The sequence below is a fragment of the Nocardiopsis sp. FR4 genome, from assembly GCF_009830945.1.
Taxonomy (GTDB): Bacteria; Actinomycetota; Actinomycetes; order Streptosporangiales; family Streptosporangiaceae; genus Nocardiopsis.
Genome location: NZ_VWVV01000003.1, coordinates 157,681 through 174,196, shown reverse-complemented (window position 1 = coordinate 174,196; position 16,516 = coordinate 157,681). Strand labels below are relative to the sequence as shown.

Genomic DNA, 16,516 nt, shown 5'->3' with positions numbered 1-16,516 from the left:
TCTTGTAAAAATATGCAGACCGGTTTACTGTTTTTTCATGGGAACCAAGGGTGCCGCGACCAGGGCGCGGATTCTCGACGGCGCGCGCGAACTGCTCGAAGTCCACGGGTACTCCGGAACGGGCCTCAACCAGGTGCTGGCCGCCAGCGGGGCGCCCCGCGGCTCGCTCTACTTCCACTTCCCCGGCGGCAAGGACGAACTCGTCACGGCGGCCCTAGAGGCGGCGGGCGCCGAGATCGACGCCCTGGCCCGGGAGATCTCCGCCGGGGCGGCGGACGCGGTCGGCCTCGTCCAGGGGGTGATCGACCTCTTCGCGAACAGGATGGAGGCGTCGGACTTCACCCGGGGGTGCCCCGTGGCCGCCACCGCGCTGGACGCCGCGGCCACCAACGACACGGTGTACGCCGCCTGCCGGAGGGCGTACGCCTCCTGGCACCGCACGCTCGCGGAACGCCTGGCGGCCGAGGGGCGCACCCCGGAGGCGGCCGGCGCCGACGCCTGGGCCGCGCTCTCCCTCCTGGAGGGGGCGCTGCTCCTCGCCCGTGCGACCCGCGACCGCGCCCCCCTCGACCACGCCCGGAACACCGTCACGCGCCTGCTGGGAGAGGCCCGCCCGCCGGAAGCGGGCTGATCCCGCACGCCCGGCGGGGCCTCCGCCTGGGCAAAAAATATGTAGACCGATCTATAAAAGGAATACACATGCCGAACCGACAGGTTCCGACACCGCCGCCCCCGCAGGCGCTCGTCCTCGGCTCGACCGGGTTCGTCGGCCGCTGGCTCCTGGCCGAACTGCTCCGCGGCGGGCGGCCCGTGGCCGCCGCCACCCGCGGCGGACCGCGCCGCGAGGAGCTCCTGGCCTGGCTGCGGGCGCACGGCGTCCCCACCGAGCGGCTCACCACCGTCGGCGTCGATGTCACCCGCCCCGACCTCGGCCTCTCCGGGAGCGACGCCCGGGCCCTGGCGGAGGTCCGCGACGTCTACAACTGCGCCGCGCTGTTCCGCTTCGGAACGAGCCGCGAGAGGGCCCGGGCCGCCAACGTCGACGGAGCCCTGCACGCCGCCGCCTGGGCCGCCCGCCGCCCCGGGCTCCGCCGCCTGGTGCACGTGACCGGCTACCGGGCGGGCGGGCTCCTGGCCGCCCGCCCCTCACAGGCCGAGCTGGCGCGGCTCTACCGCGCACACGGCGCCTACGAGTCCTCCAAGAGCGAGGCCGACGCGGCGGTCCGGGACCTCGCCGACCGCGAGGGCCTGCCGCTGACCGTCGTCAACCCCGGGTCGGTCATCGGGGACTCCGCGACGGGTGAGGCCGGGCAGTACATCGGCCTGGCCGAGACCGTACGTGACCTGTGGCACGGTCGGCTGCCCCTCCTGCCCGGCAGCGCCGCGACCTTCGTTCCGGTGGTCACCGTCGACCACCTCGCCCGGTTCATGGCCGCGGTACCCGAACACGACACCGGGGACACCCGCGCCCACTGGGTGCTCGACGAATCCACCCCCGCCCTGCACGCGCTCCTGCGCGGCCTCGCCGACCACCTGGGGGTGCGCCCGCCGCGCGGCTCCGTGCCCGTGGGGCTGCTGCGCCTGCTGCCCCGCGCGCTGACCCGGGTCGAACCGGAGACCCTGGCCTTCCTCACCGAGGAGCGCTACGACACCGCGTCGGCCGACGCCCTCGCACGCGCGGCCGGACTGGCCCACCCCCCGGTGTGGCCCTCCCTGACCCGCTGGGCCGACCGGCTGGTGGCCGAGGGCTTCGGGAACCCGCCGGCCGGGAGCGCCGACGGGGACCGGCCCTCCCGTGGGGCTCCCGGCTCCCGGAAGGGCGCGGTGGCAGGGGATCCTGGCGGCGCCCGCACCCCTGGTGAGCTGTAGCATCGTGGCCGGACTCTCCCCGCCCGCGTGCTCCCCGGTTCCGGAGAAAGCCGTGCGGCGGGGCTTTCGACACACACGGGAACGGACGTTGATGGACGCTGAAGAGACCCAGGTCATGGCCAGGACCGGCGAGTTCACCAGCACCACCCTGAGCTGGGACACCGCGGTCCACGGGCGCGTGGCCGCGGCGGTCGACCGCCTCTCCGGTCCGCTGAACGACCTCATCGAGCGCGACGCCAACGACGGCGACACCCGGATGCTCGTCGCCGACTTCTTCAGCGTCGGGCTCAACTTCAGCAAGTACCAGGACATGACCACCGAGTACCGCACCAGCGGCGACTCCATCGACTACGCGCTGGTGCTGGAGGGCGAGCTGTTCGCCCCCGTGGAGGTGCGGCGGGTCGGCCAGGACCTGGACCAGCGCAACATCCAGATGGCCCGGCGCCTGGCCGCGGAAAAGGGCGCCGAGTGGGTGGTCCTCACCAACGGCCGCCTCTGGCGCGTCTACCACCTGCGGCCCGACGGCGACGGCGGCAACCGTCCGGTGGAGGTGATCAGCGCCGACCTCACGGACCCCGAGGCCTACCACCGCAACATCGACGCCCTGTTCCACATCACCCGCGAGGCGATCGAGCACGGCCGCCTGGACGCGCTGCGCCGCTGGCGCGAGGCGGTCGAGGCGGCCCCGGTGGCCGAGGTGCTGCGCGGTGACGCCGTGGTGGAGACGGTCCGCGCCGAGCTGCGCGCCGCCACCGGCCACCCGGGGCACGCCGGGGACGCCGACGAGGTGCGCCGCCTCCTGGCCGAGGAGGTCATCACGCGGGGCCTGCTCGCGTAGTGAGCCCGGCCGCGCCCGGCCCGGGGCCGGGCGCGTTCGCCCCCGTGAACCACTTCTGTTACCCCCGTTGACATATGTGATGGCCGACACAACAATGGTCATACTTTTGGGAGCGCTCCCAGCGCTTCCGTCCGCTCACCCCCCAGCGGAAGGACCCCCGTGAACCCGGCACGCAGGACAACGGCGACGGCGCTCGGCGCCGCGGCCGCGCTCGGCGCGAGTCTTATCGCGGCCTCCCCCGTACAGGCCGACGACGAGCCCGTGGAACAGATCACCAACGGCGACTTCTCCGACGGCACCACCGGCTGGTGGGCCAGCGCGGGACTGGACCTGGCCGTCAACGACGACGGCGTCCTGTGCGTGGACGTTCCCGGCGGCACCAGCGACCCCTGGGACCAGATCATCGGGCAGAACGACGTCCCCCTGGTGGCCGGGGAGTCCTACGCCTTCTCCTTCACCGCCTCCGGCGCCGGACGCCCCGTCCGCGCCCTGGTCCAGGAACCCGTCGACCCCTGGCGGACCCAGCTGGACGAGCGGCCGGTGCTCACCGCCGACACCTCCTCCTACGAGTACGTCTTCACCGCGTCGGCCGACATGGACGACGCCCAGGTCGCCTTCCAGATCGGCGGCGCGGCCGAGGACTGGACCCTCTGCCTGGACGACGTGTCGCTGCTGGGCGGCGCCGAGCCCCCGGTCTACCAGCCCGACACCGGCCCCCGGGTGCGGGTCAACCAGGTGGGCTACCTCCCCCACGGCCCCAAGAACGCCACCGTGGTCACCGACGCCGAGGAACCCCTGCCCTGGGAGCTGGCCGACGCCGACGGCGCGGTCGTGGCCACGGGCAGCACCGTCCCGCACGGCCTGGACGAGTCCTCCGGCCAGAACGTGCACACCGTGGACTTCGGGGGCGTCACCCAGCGGGGCCGGGGCTACACGCTGACCGCCGACGGGGAGACCAGCCACCCCTTCGCCATCAGCGCCGACCCCTACGCGGAGCTGGCCACCGACGCCCTGGAGTTCTACTACACCCAGCGCAGCGGCATCGAGATCCTCGACGAGATCGCCCCCGGCTACGGCCGCGAGGCCGGGCACGTCGGGGTCGCGCCCAACCAGGGCGACACCGAGGTCACCTGCCACCCCTCCGCCCCGTGCGACTACGCCCTGGACGTGTCCGGCGGCTGGTACGACGCGGGCGACCACGGCAAGTACGTGGTCAACGGCGGCATCTCCGTTCACCAGCTGATGAGCGTCTACGAGCGCGCGCACACCGCGCCCACCGGGGACACGGACCGCGTCTCGGACTCGTCCCTGGCGGTCCCGGAGCGGGACAACGGCGTACCGGACGTGCTGGACGAGGCCCGCTGGGAGATGGAGTTCCTGCTGTCCATGCGGGTGCCCGAGGGCGAGGAGCTCGCGGGGATGGCGCACCACAAGGTCCACGACGAGCGCTGGACCGGCCTGCCCCTCATGCCCGCCGACGACCCCCAGCCCCGCTACCTGCACCCGCCCTCGACGGCGGCCACGCTGAACCTGGCCGCGACCGCGGCCCAGTGCTCCCGGGTGTTCGCCCCCTACGACGCCGGCTTCGCCGACGAGTGCCTGTCGGCCGCCGAAACCGCGTGGGAGGCCGCCGTGGCCAACCCCGAGCTGTACGCGGCCGAGGGCGGCGAGGGCGGCGGCCCCTACGGCGACGACACCCTGGCCGACGAGTTCTACTGGGCGGCCGCCGAGCTGTACCTGGCCACCGGGGACGACGCCTACGAGGAGGCGGTGACCTCCTCGCCGATGCACACCGGGGACGTCTTCACCGCCTCCGGGTTCGACTGGCGCTGGACCGCCCCGCTGGGCCGCCTCCAGCTGGCCGCCCTGCCCAACGGCCTGCCCGACCGCGACGAGGTCCGCGCCTCGGTGGTCGAGGGGGCCGAGCAGTACCTGGCCAACGTCGGGGAGCACCCCTACGGGCTGTCCTACGCCCCCGACGGCGGCGTCTTCGCCTGGGGCTCCAACAACCTCGTGCTCAACAACCTGGTGGTGGTCGCCACCGCGTACGACCTCACCGGCGAGGCCCGCTTCCGCGACGCCGTGCTGGAGGGCATGGACTACGTCCTGGGCCGCAACGCCCTCGACCAGTCCTACGTGACCGGGTACGGCACCAACGACGCGGTCAACCAGCACAGCCGCTGGTACGCCAACCAGCTCGACCCGGACCTGCCCAACCCGCCCGCGGGCACCCTGTCCGGCGGGCCCAACTCCGACACCGGCACCTGGGACCCCGTGGCCCAGGCCAACCTGGCCGGATGCGCCCCCCAGTTCTGCTACATCGACCACATCGACTCGTGGGCGACCAACGAGCTGACCATCAACTGGAACTCCACGCTGGCCTGGGTGTCCGCCTTCGTGGCCGACCAGGGCGACGCCTCCGCCCCGGCCGCGGCCTCCTGCGAGGTCGACTACGTGGTGCACGGTGGGTGGACCGACCGCTTCAACACCCAGGTCACCGTCCGCAACACCGGGGACGAGCCCGTCCAGGGCTGGAACCTGGCGTGGTCCTTCCCCGGGGCGCAGTCCCTGGACCGCCACTGGAGCGGTGAGCTCACCCAGTCCGGCCGCGCCGTGACCGCGGACGACGCCGGCTGGAACGCGAGGATCGCCCCCGGCGGGAAGGCGACCTTCGGCTTCATCGGCACGTTCCCCGCCGGTACCGCCAACGCCGCACCGGAGAGGTTCACCCTCAACGGAGCCGTCTGCGGCTGACCCGGCGCGGCGGACGCCGCCGCTTCCGAACCCCTCCCGGGAAACAGGGCGGGGCCCCGCAGGAGAGCGCGGGGCCCCGCCCGCCACCGTCGGCGCGGGCCCCCGGCACCGCCGGGCTACTCCAGCGGCACCCGCAGCACGCGGTCGTCGTCGGCCTCCGGGGACCCCAGGTCGTCGCGGTTGCTGGTGGTCAGCCACAGCTCCCCGCCGTCCGGAGCGGCCACCACCGTGCGCAGACGGCCGTACTCCCCCTGGAAGTGCGCCACCGGCTCGCCCACCTCACCGCCGCCGGAGAGGGGCACCTCCCACAGGCGCTCACCGCGCAGCGCGGCCACCCACAGGGAGCCGCCCGCCACGGCGGCGCCGCTGGGCGAGGCCTCCGCCGGGCTCCACTCCACCAGCGGGTCGGCGTACTCGTCCCCGCCGCCGGAGCCCTCGACCTCGGGCCACCCGTAGTTCTCCCCCGCCTCGATGAGGTTGACCTCGTCGCGTTCGTCGGACCCGAACTCGCTGGCGTAGAGGTTGCCCTCCCCGTCCCAGGCCAGGCCCTGCACGTTGCGGTGCCCGTAGCTGTAGACGTGGTTGCCGAAGGGGTTGTCCGGCGCCGGGTCCCCCCCGGGGGTCATCCGCAGCACCTTGCCCGCGAGGGAGTCGGTGTCCTGGGCCAGGTCCGGGTGCGCGGCGTCCCCGGTGCCCGCGTACAGCAGGCCGTCGGGGCCGAAGGCGATCCGGCCGCCGTCGTGCCTGGAGGCGGCGGGGATGCCGTCGAGGAGGACCTCGGGCTCCCCCAGGCTGTTCTCCCCCTCGTCGTACTCCATCCGGACGATCCGGTTGTCGGATCCGGTGGTGTGGTAGGCGTACACGTACGGTTCACCGGGGAAGTCCGGGTGCACGGCCAGCCCCATCAGACCGCCCTCGCCCTCCGACGAGACCCCTGCGACGGTGCCGACCTCCGTGGTGGCGCCGTCCGGCGCCACCCGCACGACGTCGGCCGTGTCGCGCTGGGTGACCAGGGCCGAGCCGTCGGGCAGGAAGGCCAGCCCCCACGGCACCTCCAGCCCCGTGGCCACGTCCCCGGGCTGACCGGGGTCGAGCGAGGCCGGGCCCTCATCCTCGGTCGCGCCGGGCGAGGCGCCCGGGTTCGCCGTGTAACCGCCGCCACCCCCCTCCGACGCGGAACCGCACCCCGCGGCCAGCAGCAGGGCACCGAACGCGAAGACCGCGCGCGTCCGGGACCGGCGGGTTCCTGGAACAGGCATGTTCCCTCCTTCGTACCGCGTCTTGCCGTCCTGTTCGGGGCGTCCTCACGCGGTGCTGTCGCGCTCATTCCACTCGGTGTCCTCGTGCCCCGCGTACAGCTCCTCGAAAAGGCGGGCCAGGTCGGTGAGCATGGCGCTGTGCACCGACCACAGTTCGCCGCCCCCGTACTCGTCGATGCGCTCCCTGGCCCGGGAGATCCGGTGGAACCCCTCCTCCAGGCAGGCGCTCAGGTCGGCGGAGAAGGTCTCCCTCGCGGGTTCCTCGGTCTGGCGGACGGTCTCCAGGGCGTCGGCCGAGGCGTCCAGGAGCGGGGCGAAGTCCCGCAGGAAGTCGTCGCTCGGTTCGGGGAAGCGGGAGTTGGAGCTGCGGGCGGAGGACAGGGTGCGGGTCAGGGACTGCAGGTGCCAGGAGGCCCGGCTCAGCGCGGTGATCCAGTCGCGGTAGGCCACCGGTGCGCCCGGCACCGGAGAGTCGTCGAGCAGCCGCCTCGGGTTCATGCGCATCCGGTACTCCTGCTCGGAGACCGACTCGCGGGCGTTGCGGGCGGTGTCGTCGAAGCCGTCGGCGTTCTGCCTCCAGTAGCCGATGCTGTGGAGCCCCCGCCTCCCCTCGCGGAACCCGTCGGCCATCTGGCGCGCGAGGTGGGCCAGGGAGTCGGCGAAGTCCAGCACGGCGTTCTCCGCGTCGCGGAAGCGGATGGCGGGAGCGAAGACCATGTTCGTCAGGACCGCGGAGACGGCCCCCACCAGGACCATGAGCAGCAGGGTTCCCAGGTTGGTGAGGTTGTCCGCGGTACCCCCGGCGAGCGCGAACGAGGCCACGACGGGGATCTGCTGTCCCTGTTCACCGAAGACCGGGAGCTGCCCCAGCACCATCGCGACCAGCACGGCCAGGGCGAACACCCACAGGTCCAGCGGTAGGGGCAGCCCCGACACCCCGGCGATCAGGGCCCCGACGAAGACCGCGGGAACGTAGCGCGCGGCCTGGAGCACCGAGCCGTACACGCTGGGTCGCACCATGAGCAGGGCGGAGAAGGGGGCGAAGCCCACCTGGGGGGAGTCCACCAGAAGAGCGCCCACGGCCCAGGCCGCGGTCGAGGCGATCACGCACTTGACGATGATGACGGCGGTCTCGCGTTCGCGCCCCCGCCGCCGCACGACCCGACTCAGCCGACCACACCACTGCTCCGCGTTCTCCCGCAGCCACTCCCTCACCACCTGATCCCCCGGACGCTCTCGCCTCTTCAGTCCCGCTCCTTGAGCACCTCGACGCCGTCGGCCTCCGCCAGGAACGCGGCGGCCTCCGACCACCGCATCGGGGGCGGCATGGGCTGCCTCCCGCGCACCCGGGTCAGCTCGCGGTGGAACCGGGCCAGGACCGCGAAGTCGCGCGGGAAGACCGACGGGTCGGTGCCCACGAACGACCCCACCTTGGTGGCCCGGTCCAGCACGCGCGCCCACTCCTGGGCCCGGGCCAGACCCACCGACTCCACCCCGTGGGAGAACAGCGCGAGCCGGATCTCCTCGTAGTCGGACACCCGGTCCAGGTACTCCTCCAGGTTCCGGAGCGAGGGCTCCTTGTTGAACACGGTCCAGAAGGGCACCGAGCCGGTGCGCAGCGCCCAGTAGGGCTCGACGAGCATGAAGGACTCCACCAGAAGCCGGTCCGGCGACAGCCCCCGGCGCCGGTACCAGTCCCGGTACAGGTCGGCGACGGCCGGGCTGGGCGACTCCGGTTCGGCGTAGCGCAGTCGCCGCAGCGTCCAGCCCTCCTCCTCGGCGAGCGCGCGCAGGTCGTCCATGAGCTCGGGGGCGAACCCCCACTCCGCCTCGGGGCTGTCGCCGTCCGGCTCCGGCCCGACGAAGCGCGTGTAGTCCGAGCCGTAGGCGCGCAGGAACTCGCGCACGCGCTCGCCGCCGTGCCGCAGCTCCTCCGGTTCCGCCCCGCCGAAGCCCCCGTGCTGGAAGACGTAGCGGTCCGAGACGCGCGTGGTGGGCCAGCGCATCGCGCAGTCCGGCACCACGAGCGTGCCGCCGGGCGCCAGCCGCGAGCGCAGGAAGCGGCGGTAGGCCTCGGGCAGGCGCAGCCACTTGACCCGGAAGTAGCACATGCCCGCGACCATGAGCCGGTCCTGGTTGGGGTCGTGCATGTGGTGCAGCCGCCAGTCCGGGTTGGCCCGCACCAGCTCCTCCCCGGTGGCGCGCATCTCGCGCAGGTCCGCGGCACCGTCCTCGGGCGGCACGCCGAACCGGCGGACCGGGATGAGCAGGGTCTGCGGCAGCCACGGCGCCTCCAGGGCGGCGGCCAGATGGGTGAGGGCCCCGTTGGTGGAGCCCACGAAGGCCACCTCGGACTGCCGGTCCGGGTAGTGCCCGGCGATCCAGGAGGCGAGCGCGTCGGAGTCGATCTCGCCGACCCTCTTCCGGGGCACGGCCTCGGCCCAGCCCGCGGCGGCGTAGACGCGCTCCTTGAGCCAGCGCGGCGCGTGGTTGGCGGCGCCCGCGAGGAGGTCCGCGGCCCCCTCCAGCGCGCCCGGACCCTCCCCGGTGAGCGGGACGTCCCGGCCCGCGTGGTAGGAGGCCAGCGCCCTGAGCATGGTGGTGGCGGAGTCGAAGCCCGCCACGGCCTTGTGGGGTCTCATCCTCCCCCTCACAGCACCGCCCCCTTCGCGAAGTCGTGCACCAGGTCGGCGACCCGTCCGGGAGCGGCCGCGGTGAGCGCGTGCGGCTGCCCGGGCAGGGTGACGAGCCGCCCGCGGGGCAGCAGGCGGGTGGCCTCCTCGGCCCAGGGCTTGGGGCACAGGGGGTCGCGCTGTCCGCGCAGGACGAGGGCGGGCTGGCGGGCCCGGGGCAGGATCCGATCGATGCGGTGGTCGCGGCTGGCCAGCCAGCTCCGGACCACCCGGCGCGGTCCGGCGTCCCGGTAGTCCACGAGGCAGGAGGCCGCCACGGACAGGCCCTCGCGGAAGTTGTCCCGCAGCAGACGCTCGGCCAGGACCGGCAGCGAGCGCCCCCGCGGGTCCACCGTCGGCCCCACCAGCACCAGCGAGCCCACCTCGTCGGGTGCGCGCACCGCCGCCTCGGCGGTCACCTGGGCTCCCATGGACACGCCCAGCAGGCAGGGCCGGGCGATCCAGCGCTGGCGCAGCCACTCCAGGAGCGCCTCCGCCAGCCCCGGAACCGTGGGCGCGTGGTCGGGGGCCGTCGCGGCGCCGAACCCCGGAAGGTCCACCGCCCACGCCTCCGACCGGCCCGCCAGCTTCCGGATCAGCGGCAGGGTCTGCCGGGAGGAGACGCCCGCGCCGTGGACGCAGACCAGCGGCGGGCCCTGCCCCCGCACCCTCCACCAGGCCATGCTCCCGCGCGTGAGCTGGTCCGTTCCCTGCTCCGGTTCCATCCGTCCCTCCGGCTCGCGTTCCGCCTCCGCGTGGTCGCCACAACTACCCAGGCGCCCCTGACTCAACCCAGTACCGGGTCCGGAGGTGTGGGATCCCACGCGGCGGTCAGGGGGACGGAAAGGCAGGGACGAAGGGAGAGCACGACATGGGCAGGAAGCCGAACAGTCCGCCCAGGCGCCCCTGGGCCCGGGGGCTCGCCCGGGGTGCTGTGGGCGCTATGACCATGACCGGTATGCGCCAGGCCGAGGTCGGGTTGGGCCTCGTCGAGCGCACGCCCCCCGAGGCCATCCTCAGGGAGGGCGCGCCCTCCCTCCTGGGGAGCGTTCCCGAGCACCGGAGGAAGGCGGCGATCGAGCTCGCCCACTGGTCCTACGGGGCCGTGGCGGGCGCCGCGTTCGCCCTCCTCCCCCGAGGGCTGCGGAGTTCGCGCCTGACCGGACCGGTCTACGGGGTGCTCTCCTGGGGTGCGTTCGAACTGCTCCTCGCACCCGCGCTCGGGCTGGCCCACGCCCGTGGGTCCCGCCCCCAGCAGCGGATGGCGCTCATGCTGGACCACGTCGTCTTCGGCCTCGTCGTCGGGGCTCCTCCGGAGGTCGCGGTGGCCGGTCCCGGCGACCCGGAGGACCACGAGGAGGGCGGCGAGGAGGGGAGGCGCCGCGGGCGCCACCGGACCTGACCGGGAACGGCGCGTCCCGGTGTACGGACGAGGGGCGGAGGGGGCCGGACGGAGTCCCCTCCGCCCCTCCCCCTTCTCCCGCGCTACTCCTGGGCCTTCTGCAGGCGCACGTACGCCAGCTGGAGCCAGTCGGAGACAGCCACGGAGCTGAACACCGCCCCGGCCCCCCGGGTGACCCGGGGAGCGAAGACCAGACCGAAGGCGTAGGCGGTGGCGACCCACTGGGCGGTGCAGAAGGGGCAGGTGATGAGCTCACCGATCGCCCGGCGGCCGCCCCGGCCGCGCACCTCCTCCGCCAGTTCGGCCGGTGCCGACACGCCCTGGTACCGGGTGAAGAGCGCGCGCAGCGGGCTGGTGACCGCGTCCTTGGCCAGCGTCCGGGACAGCTTGTGCGTGGTCAGCGCCATGAGCGCCAGGTCCCACGGCCCCACGTTCGCGGACGCACCGTCGCGCCGTGACGCGCGCGCGGCCAGGAGTCCGGCCCCCACCAGGGCCAGGTAGCCCGAGGCCATCGCGGTGTACCCGCCCAGGGGCTGGTCGCTGTCGTTCCGGTAGGCCTCCGCCTCCTGGTGGAGGGTCTCCTTGATCTCGTCCGTGGTGTCCTCAGCCATCGTCTGGTTCTCTCCTTCGTCTCGTCGAACCCGTCGACCTGCCGCGCACCCACTCGTGCAGCGCCTCCCGGTCCGCCGCCGTCTCCAGGTTGACGGCCGCCTCGATCAGCGCCAGGTGGGTGAAGGCCTGGGGGAAGTTGCCCAGCATGTTTCCCTCGGAGTCCATCTCCTCGGAGAGCAGGCCGAGGTCGCTCGCGCTCCCGCACAGTTCCTCGAAGCGCTCCCTGGCCTCCTCTGTGCGTCCGGCGAGCACCAGGGCGGAGACCATGTCGAAGGAGCACATGAGGAAGGCCGCCTCCGGAGTGCCGATCCCGTCGTCGGTCCGCTCGGGGTCGTACCTGTGGACGAGGCCGCCCACGTCTCCCAGGTCGGCGTCCACGCGGTCCAGCGTCGCGAGCACCCGCGGGTCGTCACCGTCCAGAAAGCCCAGGAGCGGGATCCGCAGCAGCGCCCCGTCCACGTTGGTGGAGCAGTAGGACTGTGTGAAGGACCCGTGCCCGGAGTCGTAGCCGCGTTCGAGGACCTCCGCGCGGACCGCCTCCATCTCCTTGCGCCACTGGCCCAGGGGAAAGTCGCCCTCCCTCCCGAGCTCGGTGACGAGCTGGATTCCCCGCTCCAGGCACACCCATGCGTAGACCTTGGAGTGGACCCAGTGGCGGGGGCGGGAGCGGGCCTCCCAGATACCCGAGTCCGGCTCCCGCCAGAGCTTGCACGCCGCGTCGACCACGGAGGCCAACTGGTCGACGTCCTCGTACCGGAGCCCTCCGGTGGCCATCTCGTAGGACAGCGCCGCGTCCAGGATGTGCCCGTACACGTCCAACTGGTGCTGGGCGTAGGCGTCGTTGCCCACGCGTACCGGCGTCGAGCCGCCGTAGCCGGCGAGGTGGTCCAGGACCTCCTCCCAAGGGGGCCGGGCCTCGTCGACCGCCTGCACCGGGGGGATCCAGGTGATCGGCTCGCCGCACATCCGGAGCAGGAAGCGCAGATAGCTTCCGGCCTCCTCGGCGTGTCCGAGCCGCAGGAAGGCCAGGACCACCAGTGCGGCGTCGCGGTGCCACACGTAGCGGTAGTCCCAGTTCCTGGGCCCTCCGGGCCATTCGGGCAGCGATGCGGTAGGAGCCGCGATCAGGGCGCCGCTCTCCTGGAAGAGCAGGCCGCGCAGTGTGAGGGCGCTGCGCCGCACGTGCGCGGCTCCGACACCGTCGTAGTCGGTCCGCCGGGCCCACTCCTGCCAGACCTCCACGGTCCGGCGCAGCAGCCCGGACGCCTCGCCCAGCCCCACGCGGCGGGTGCCGTAGAGGTAGTCCAGGGCGAACACGGCCGTGTCCCCCGCGGAGAGCTCCGCGCGAAACTCGGGGACGCCGTCCTCGGCCAGACCGGGGGCGGGCACGCCCGACAGCAGCGGCCCCGAGGCCTCCCGCAGGGCTCCGTCCGCGTACTCCCACACGGGGGCCGCGCGGCCGTAGTCGGGACGGGCCTCCATCCGGGAGCGCACCGAGGCGCTTCCCGAGCGGCACTCCACCACGCGCAGCAGGAGGCCCTCGCGGTACAGGCCCGCCCGCTCGCCGGTGGACCCGGCCACGGCGAGCAGGTCGCGGACGGCCACCTCCACGTCGGAACCGCGCCAGACGGTCTCCAGGACCATGCTGTCCGGCACGTAGGAACGCTCGGCGGGATGCGCGCCCCGCACCTCCAGGGTCCACCCGCCGCCCTGCGGGTCCAGGATCCCCGCGAGGAAGGCCGGGCCGTCGAACCGGGGTACGCACAGCCAGTCGACCGTGCCCTCCGGCGTGGTGAGCGCCGCGGTGTGGCAGTCCGACAGGAAGCCGTGGTCGCCGATCCGCGCCGTGTCGTGTCCCAATCCGCCCTCCGGGTGCTGTCGGGGGGAAGCCTCCCGCTAGCGACTGCCCACCGGAACCGCCCGCGAAACGGCAGATCACGGGCGTGCCGTGCCGTGCACATAACCGACGGTGGTCCCGGGTAGCGGGCAGTGGAGGAAGCGGGAACTCCGTGTGGACCTTGGAGGTGCCAGGTGGGGGCAGACGGCCGGATCGCGGTGATCAGCGGGGCCAGCGCGGGTGTCGGCAGGGCCACCGCACGGGAGTTCGCCCGGAAGGGGTACCACGTGGCCCTCATGTCGCGGGGGCAGGCCGGGCTGGAGGCCGCCGCGCAGGAGGCGCGCGCCGAGGGAGTATCCGCGATGTCGCTACAGGTCGACGTCAGCGACGCCGAGGCGGTGCGCGCGGCCCTGGACCGGGTCGAGACGGGGATGGGGCCGGTGGACGTCTGGGTGAACTGCGCGTTCGCCACCGTCATCGCACCGTTCATGGACGTGGAGCCGGAGGAGTACCACCGGGTGACCGACGTGTGCTACCACGGCTACGTGCACGGCACCCGCGCCGCCCTCCAGCGGATGCTGCCCCGGGACCGGGGGGTGATCGTCCAGGTCGGGTCGGCCCTGGCCTACCGGGGCATCGCCCTGCAGGCGGCCTACTGCGGCGCCAAGCACGCCATCCGCGGGTTCACCGACTCGGTGCGCGCCGAGCTGATCCACCGGGGGTCGAACGTCCGGGTGACGGAGGTGCACCTGCCCGCGGTCAACACCCCGCAGTTCACCTGGGCACGCGCGCGACTGGACGGGCACCGCCCCCGCCCGGTGGCACCGGTGTACCAGCCCGAGGTCGCGTCCCAGGCGATCGTGTGGGCGGCCGAGCACTCCCGGCGGCGGCGCTACTGGGTGGGGATCTCGACGGCGGCCACCGTCCTCGGGCAGCGGTTCGCGCCGCGTCTGGTCGACTGGCAGCAGGGGATCACCGGGCGGAGGAGCCAGACACGCGACGCGCCGCCGCCCGCACGCGACAACCTGTTCCGGCCCCTGGACGACACGTGTGACTTCGGCGCGCACGGGGAGTTCGACGACGAGTCACGCGAGTCCAGCCTCCTGCAGGAACTGAGCCAGCGCCGCCGCACCGCGGCCCTGCTGGGCGCCGCCGGGTTCGTGGCCGGGGCCGCGGGGTTCGCGGCCGCCCACAGCATCCGCCGGCGGCCCTGACCCGCCGGAACGAATCCGAAACGAAGGGGGAAGAGCATGGCTGAGCACGATCCCGTCATCGACGAGGTCTGGGAGGACTTCCACTCGGTGGTCAACATGACCGGCCAGGAGTTGCGCGAGTGGCTGCTCACCGACGCCTCCGGGGAGGAGGCCTTCGACAGCGACCCCGCCCGCCCGGTGTCCGGCCGGAAGGAGGCGATCGTGAACCTGCTGAACAAGCGGCGCACGGACGTGACCGAGGCCGACGTCGAGCTGATGCGCGAGGTGACGGAGTTCGTCCGCGACCAGCTCGCGGACCCGCGCCGGGAGGACCCCGCGTGGCGGCACCGGCTGATGTCGGTGGGCCACGATCCGCTCAGCCCCGACTCGGCCCGGCCCGACGAGGAGGCGGACCTGGAGCGGTAGCCGACCCTTCCGTCGGGGCGGGCCCCGGGCCCGCCCCGGCGCGTGTCCGGCGCCGGACCATGACCAGCGCGCCGCAGGACCAGTCCAGCAGGGACAGCCGCTCCCATCCCGGGTGCGACTCCAGGTCCCCGACCAGCCCCCGCACCGCCCGCTCGTGGCCCTCCGCAACGGCGCCCCCGGGCTGGGAGGCCAGGTCGTCGACCGCGTAGAACCCGCCGGGGGCGACCGGGGACAGCGCCCCGTCCCGGTGGTGGAACTTGCCCGGCCAGGTGTCGGCCTCCACCGCGTCCAGCGCCGGGGGTCGGAGGTCGCTCACGGGGGTCTCCTCACCCTCGGAGGTTCCACTGAGGAGGCCAGGGGCCGCCCGCGCCCCGGAACCACGGGTTTTCCGGGGCGCCGGGCGGCCCGCGCGTCAGGAGGAGGGCGCGTCCGCCCGCCGCTCGCCCGTCCGACCGGCCAGGGCCAGGACCGCGACCGCCGTGGAGGGCAGGCGCGCGGCCAGTTCCGCGCCCGGGGCGGGGAGCAGCAGGGTGGGCAGGGTGAGCATCAGCAGCCACATCCCGGCCTGGCCCGCGCCCAGTCCGACCACCGCGATCAGATACGACGGCAGGTACACCAGGAGGGGCACGAGCACCGCCATGAACGCGGCCGCGGCCAGGGCGTAGGCGACGAACCTGCGGTTGGCGAGCAGGGTCAGGTCCACCAGGGGCTCGCGCGCACGCCGCTCGACGAGCACGAAGGCCGCCGTCAGCACCGCCGACACCGTGAGTCCCGTGAGCACCAGGGGCAGCCCGTAGCGGGGGCCCTCCGCCAGGGCGGCGATCAGGGTGAGCAGGGCCAGGGTGAACAGGACGGCGCCCGGAACGTCGACCGCCCCGCCCGTGCCGCGCCGGGCGGGCAGCGCGCGCACCAGGAGAAGGACGAGTCCGGCGACCGCCGCCGGGGAGGCGAACGCGGCCCGCCAACCCAGGGTCTGGACGAGCGGCCCGGCCGCGGCCGGGCCGAAGGCGGTCCCGGCGCCCAGCACCGTGCCCAGGAGCCCGAAGGCCCGTGCCCGCGCGGGGCCGTCGAAGGCGGCGGCGACCATCGCGCTGCCCCCGGCCACCGCGGCCGCGGCTCCGGCGCCGCCCGCCGCGCGCAGCAGGTTCAGGACGGCGAGGTCCCGGACGAACAGGCACAGCAGTCCGCTCGCGCAGAACAGGGCGAGGCCGAGGGCGTAGACCCGGCGGCGGCCCAGGGCGTCGGCGACCGCCCCGGCGCACACGAGGAAGGCCGCGAAGCAGACGTTGTAGGAGTTGACGACCCACTGGACGGCGGTCAGCGCACCGCCGAGGTCGGCCCGGATCGCGGGCAGCGCCACCGAGGCGCCGGTGATAGCCAGGGGAATGGTGAGCGTGGAGAGCAGGACGGCGAGGAGCAGTACCCCGCCGCGGTTCCGTGTGGACAAGAAGGGCTCCGTGCGTCGCGTGCGGAGCCGGGCAGCACGGAGTGCCGCACCGGCGCGGTCGCTGATGCGGCGGAACGGACGTGGTGTCGGCCGCCGCTAGGCGGCCACGTCGACCGATTCGGGCACGGGTGGGAGTCTAGCCACCCGGCCCGGTACACCGGTTTTCGGAGCCCGCGAACGCGCGCGGGGCGGTGCGCCGCCGTCCCG

15 protein-coding genes are annotated in these 16,516 nt (G+C 73.9%); 7 read left to right on the top strand and 8 right to left on the bottom strand.

From position 1 onward, the window contains the following. Window positions 1–37 precede the first annotated feature (37 nt). From FYW95_RS05455 to FYW95_RS05440, 4 genes are all read left to right on the top strand, one after another. On the top strand, window positions 38–631 hold the full coding sequence (locus FYW95_RS05455) for a TetR/AcrR family transcriptional regulator (protein ID WP_159941696.1): 594 nt from the start codon (window positions 38–40) through the stop codon (window positions 629–631). Window positions 632–699: 68 nt separating this feature from the next. Next, complete coding sequence (locus tag FYW95_RS05450) at window positions 700–1,869, top strand: SDR family oxidoreductase (protein WP_159941695.1); 1,170 nt, start codon at window positions 700–702, stop codon at window positions 1,867–1,869. A 91-nt stretch (window positions 1,870–1,960) separates the two neighbouring features. Continuing rightward, complete coding sequence (locus FYW95_RS05445; protein WP_159941694.1) at window positions 1,961–2,707, top strand: hypothetical protein; 747 nt, start codon at window positions 1,961–1,963, stop codon at window positions 2,705–2,707. A 159-nt stretch (window positions 2,708–2,866) separates the two neighbouring features. After that, the gene (locus tag FYW95_RS05440) at window positions 2,867–5,461 is read left to right on the top strand and encodes a glycoside hydrolase family 9 protein (RefSeq protein ID WP_159941693.1); all 2,595 of its coding nucleotides are present in this window, start codon (window positions 2,867–2,869) and stop codon (window positions 5,459–5,461) included. A 116-nt stretch (window positions 5,462–5,577) separates the two neighbouring features. On the opposite strand, the gene FYW95_RS05435 is transcribed toward FYW95_RS05440, so the two are convergent. The 4 genes from FYW95_RS05435 to FYW95_RS05420 are packed head-to-tail and all read right to left on the bottom strand — an operon-like array spanning window position 5,578 to window position 10,117. Further along, window positions 5,578–6,720 carry a PQQ-dependent sugar dehydrogenase gene (locus tag FYW95_RS05435; protein WP_159941692.1) on the bottom strand — a complete coding sequence of 381 codons (1,143 nt, stop codon included), beginning with the start codon at window positions 6,718–6,720 and terminating at the stop codon, window positions 5,578–5,580. 45 nt (window positions 6,721–6,765) lie between these two features. Next, window positions 6,766–7,935 carry an FUSC family protein gene (locus FYW95_RS05430; protein WP_236567681.1) on the bottom strand — a complete coding sequence of 390 codons (1,170 nt, stop codon included), beginning with the start codon at window positions 7,933–7,935 and terminating at the stop codon, window positions 6,766–6,768. Between the two features lie 29 nt (window positions 7,936–7,964). Beyond that, entirely contained in the window at window positions 7,965–9,362 is a 1,398-nt protein-coding gene (locus FYW95_RS05425) for a hypothetical protein (RefSeq protein WP_159941690.1), read from the bottom strand. A gap of 8 nt (window positions 9,363–9,370) precedes the next feature. Further along, on the bottom strand, window positions 9,371–10,117 hold the full coding sequence (locus FYW95_RS05420; protein ID WP_159941689.1) for an alpha/beta fold hydrolase: 747 nt from the start codon (window positions 10,115–10,117) through the stop codon (window positions 9,371–9,373). A gap of 218 nt (window positions 10,118–10,335) precedes the next feature. Between FYW95_RS05420 and FYW95_RS05415 the strand changes: the two genes are divergently transcribed. Continuing rightward, on the top strand, window positions 10,336–10,794 hold the full coding sequence (locus tag FYW95_RS05415; protein ID WP_159941751.1) for a hypothetical protein: 459 nt from the start codon (window positions 10,336–10,338) through the stop codon (window positions 10,792–10,794). A gap of 83 nt (window positions 10,795–10,877) precedes the next feature. Here the strand turns inward: FYW95_RS05415 and FYW95_RS05410 are convergent, their stop codons facing one another. Beyond that, complete coding sequence (locus tag FYW95_RS05410) at window positions 10,878–11,405, bottom strand: DUF1360 domain-containing protein (RefSeq protein WP_159941688.1); 528 nt, start codon at window positions 11,403–11,405, stop codon at window positions 10,878–10,880. Beyond that, window positions 11,398–13,266, bottom strand: coding sequence for a glycoside hydrolase family 15 protein (locus FYW95_RS05405; protein WP_160050053.1), 1,869 nt, complete (start codon window positions 13,264–13,266; stop codon window positions 11,398–11,400). Before FYW95_RS05405 ends, FYW95_RS05410 begins: the two co-directional genes overlap by 8 nt. A 171-nt stretch (window positions 13,267–13,437) precedes the next feature. On the opposite strand from FYW95_RS05405, the gene FYW95_RS05400 reads away from it, so the two are divergent. Together FYW95_RS05400 and FYW95_RS05395 are read left to right on the top strand one after the other, a co-directional pair. After that, a complete protein-coding gene (locus FYW95_RS05400; RefSeq protein ID WP_159941686.1) occupies window positions 13,438–14,457 on the top strand; it encodes an SDR family oxidoreductase in 1,020 nt (339 codons plus the stop codon). A gap of 36 nt (window positions 14,458–14,493) precedes the next feature. After that, the gene (locus tag FYW95_RS05395; RefSeq protein WP_159941685.1) at window positions 14,494–14,862 is read left to right on the top strand and encodes a DUF3140 domain-containing protein; all 369 of its coding nucleotides are present in this window, start codon (window positions 14,494–14,496) and stop codon (window positions 14,860–14,862) included. Here the strand turns inward: FYW95_RS05395 and FYW95_RS05390 are convergent. After that, on the bottom strand, window positions 14,813–15,178 hold the full coding sequence (locus tag FYW95_RS05390) for a hypothetical protein (RefSeq protein ID WP_159941684.1): 366 nt from the start codon (window positions 15,176–15,178) through the stop codon (window positions 14,813–14,815). The genes FYW95_RS05395 and FYW95_RS05390 overlap by 50 nt on opposite strands. A 96-nt stretch (window positions 15,179–15,274) precedes the next feature. Next, a complete protein-coding gene (locus FYW95_RS05385; protein ID WP_236567680.1) occupies window positions 15,275–16,309 on the bottom strand; it encodes an MFS transporter in 1,035 nt (344 codons plus the stop codon). Window positions 16,310–16,516 lie beyond the last annotated feature (207 nt).

Coding starts and splice junctions, on each gene's coding strand:
- FYW95_RS05415 (WP_159941751.1), top strand. CDS start 10,336: ATGACCATGACCGGTATGCGCCAGGCCGAGGTCGGGTTGGGCCTCGTC.
- FYW95_RS05395 (WP_159941685.1), top strand. CDS start 14,494: ATGGCTGAGCACGATCCCGTCATCGACGAGGTCTGGGAGGACTTCCAC.
- FYW95_RS05410 (WP_159941688.1), bottom strand. CDS start 11,405: ATGGCTGAGGACACCACGGACGAGATCAAGGAGACCCTCCACCAGGAG.
- FYW95_RS05420 (WP_159941689.1), bottom strand. CDS start 10,117: ATGGAACCGGAGCAGGGAACGGACCAGCTCACGCGCGGGAGCATGGCC.
- FYW95_RS05445 (WP_159941694.1), top strand. CDS start 1,961: ATGGACGCTGAAGAGACCCAGGTCATGGCCAGGACCGGCGAGTTCACC.
- FYW95_RS05450 (WP_159941695.1), top strand. CDS start 700: ATGCCGAACCGACAGGTTCCGACACCGCCGCCCCCGCAGGCGCTCGTC.
- FYW95_RS05425 (WP_159941690.1), bottom strand. CDS start 9,362: ATGAGACCCCACAAGGCCGTGGCGGGCTTCGACTCCGCCACCACCATG.
- FYW95_RS05455 (WP_159941696.1), top strand. CDS start 38: ATGGGAACCAAGGGTGCCGCGACCAGGGCGCGGATTCTCGACGGCGCG.
- FYW95_RS05435 (WP_159941692.1), bottom strand. CDS start 6,720: ATGCCTGTTCCAGGAACCCGCCGGTCCCGGACGCGCGCGGTCTTCGCG.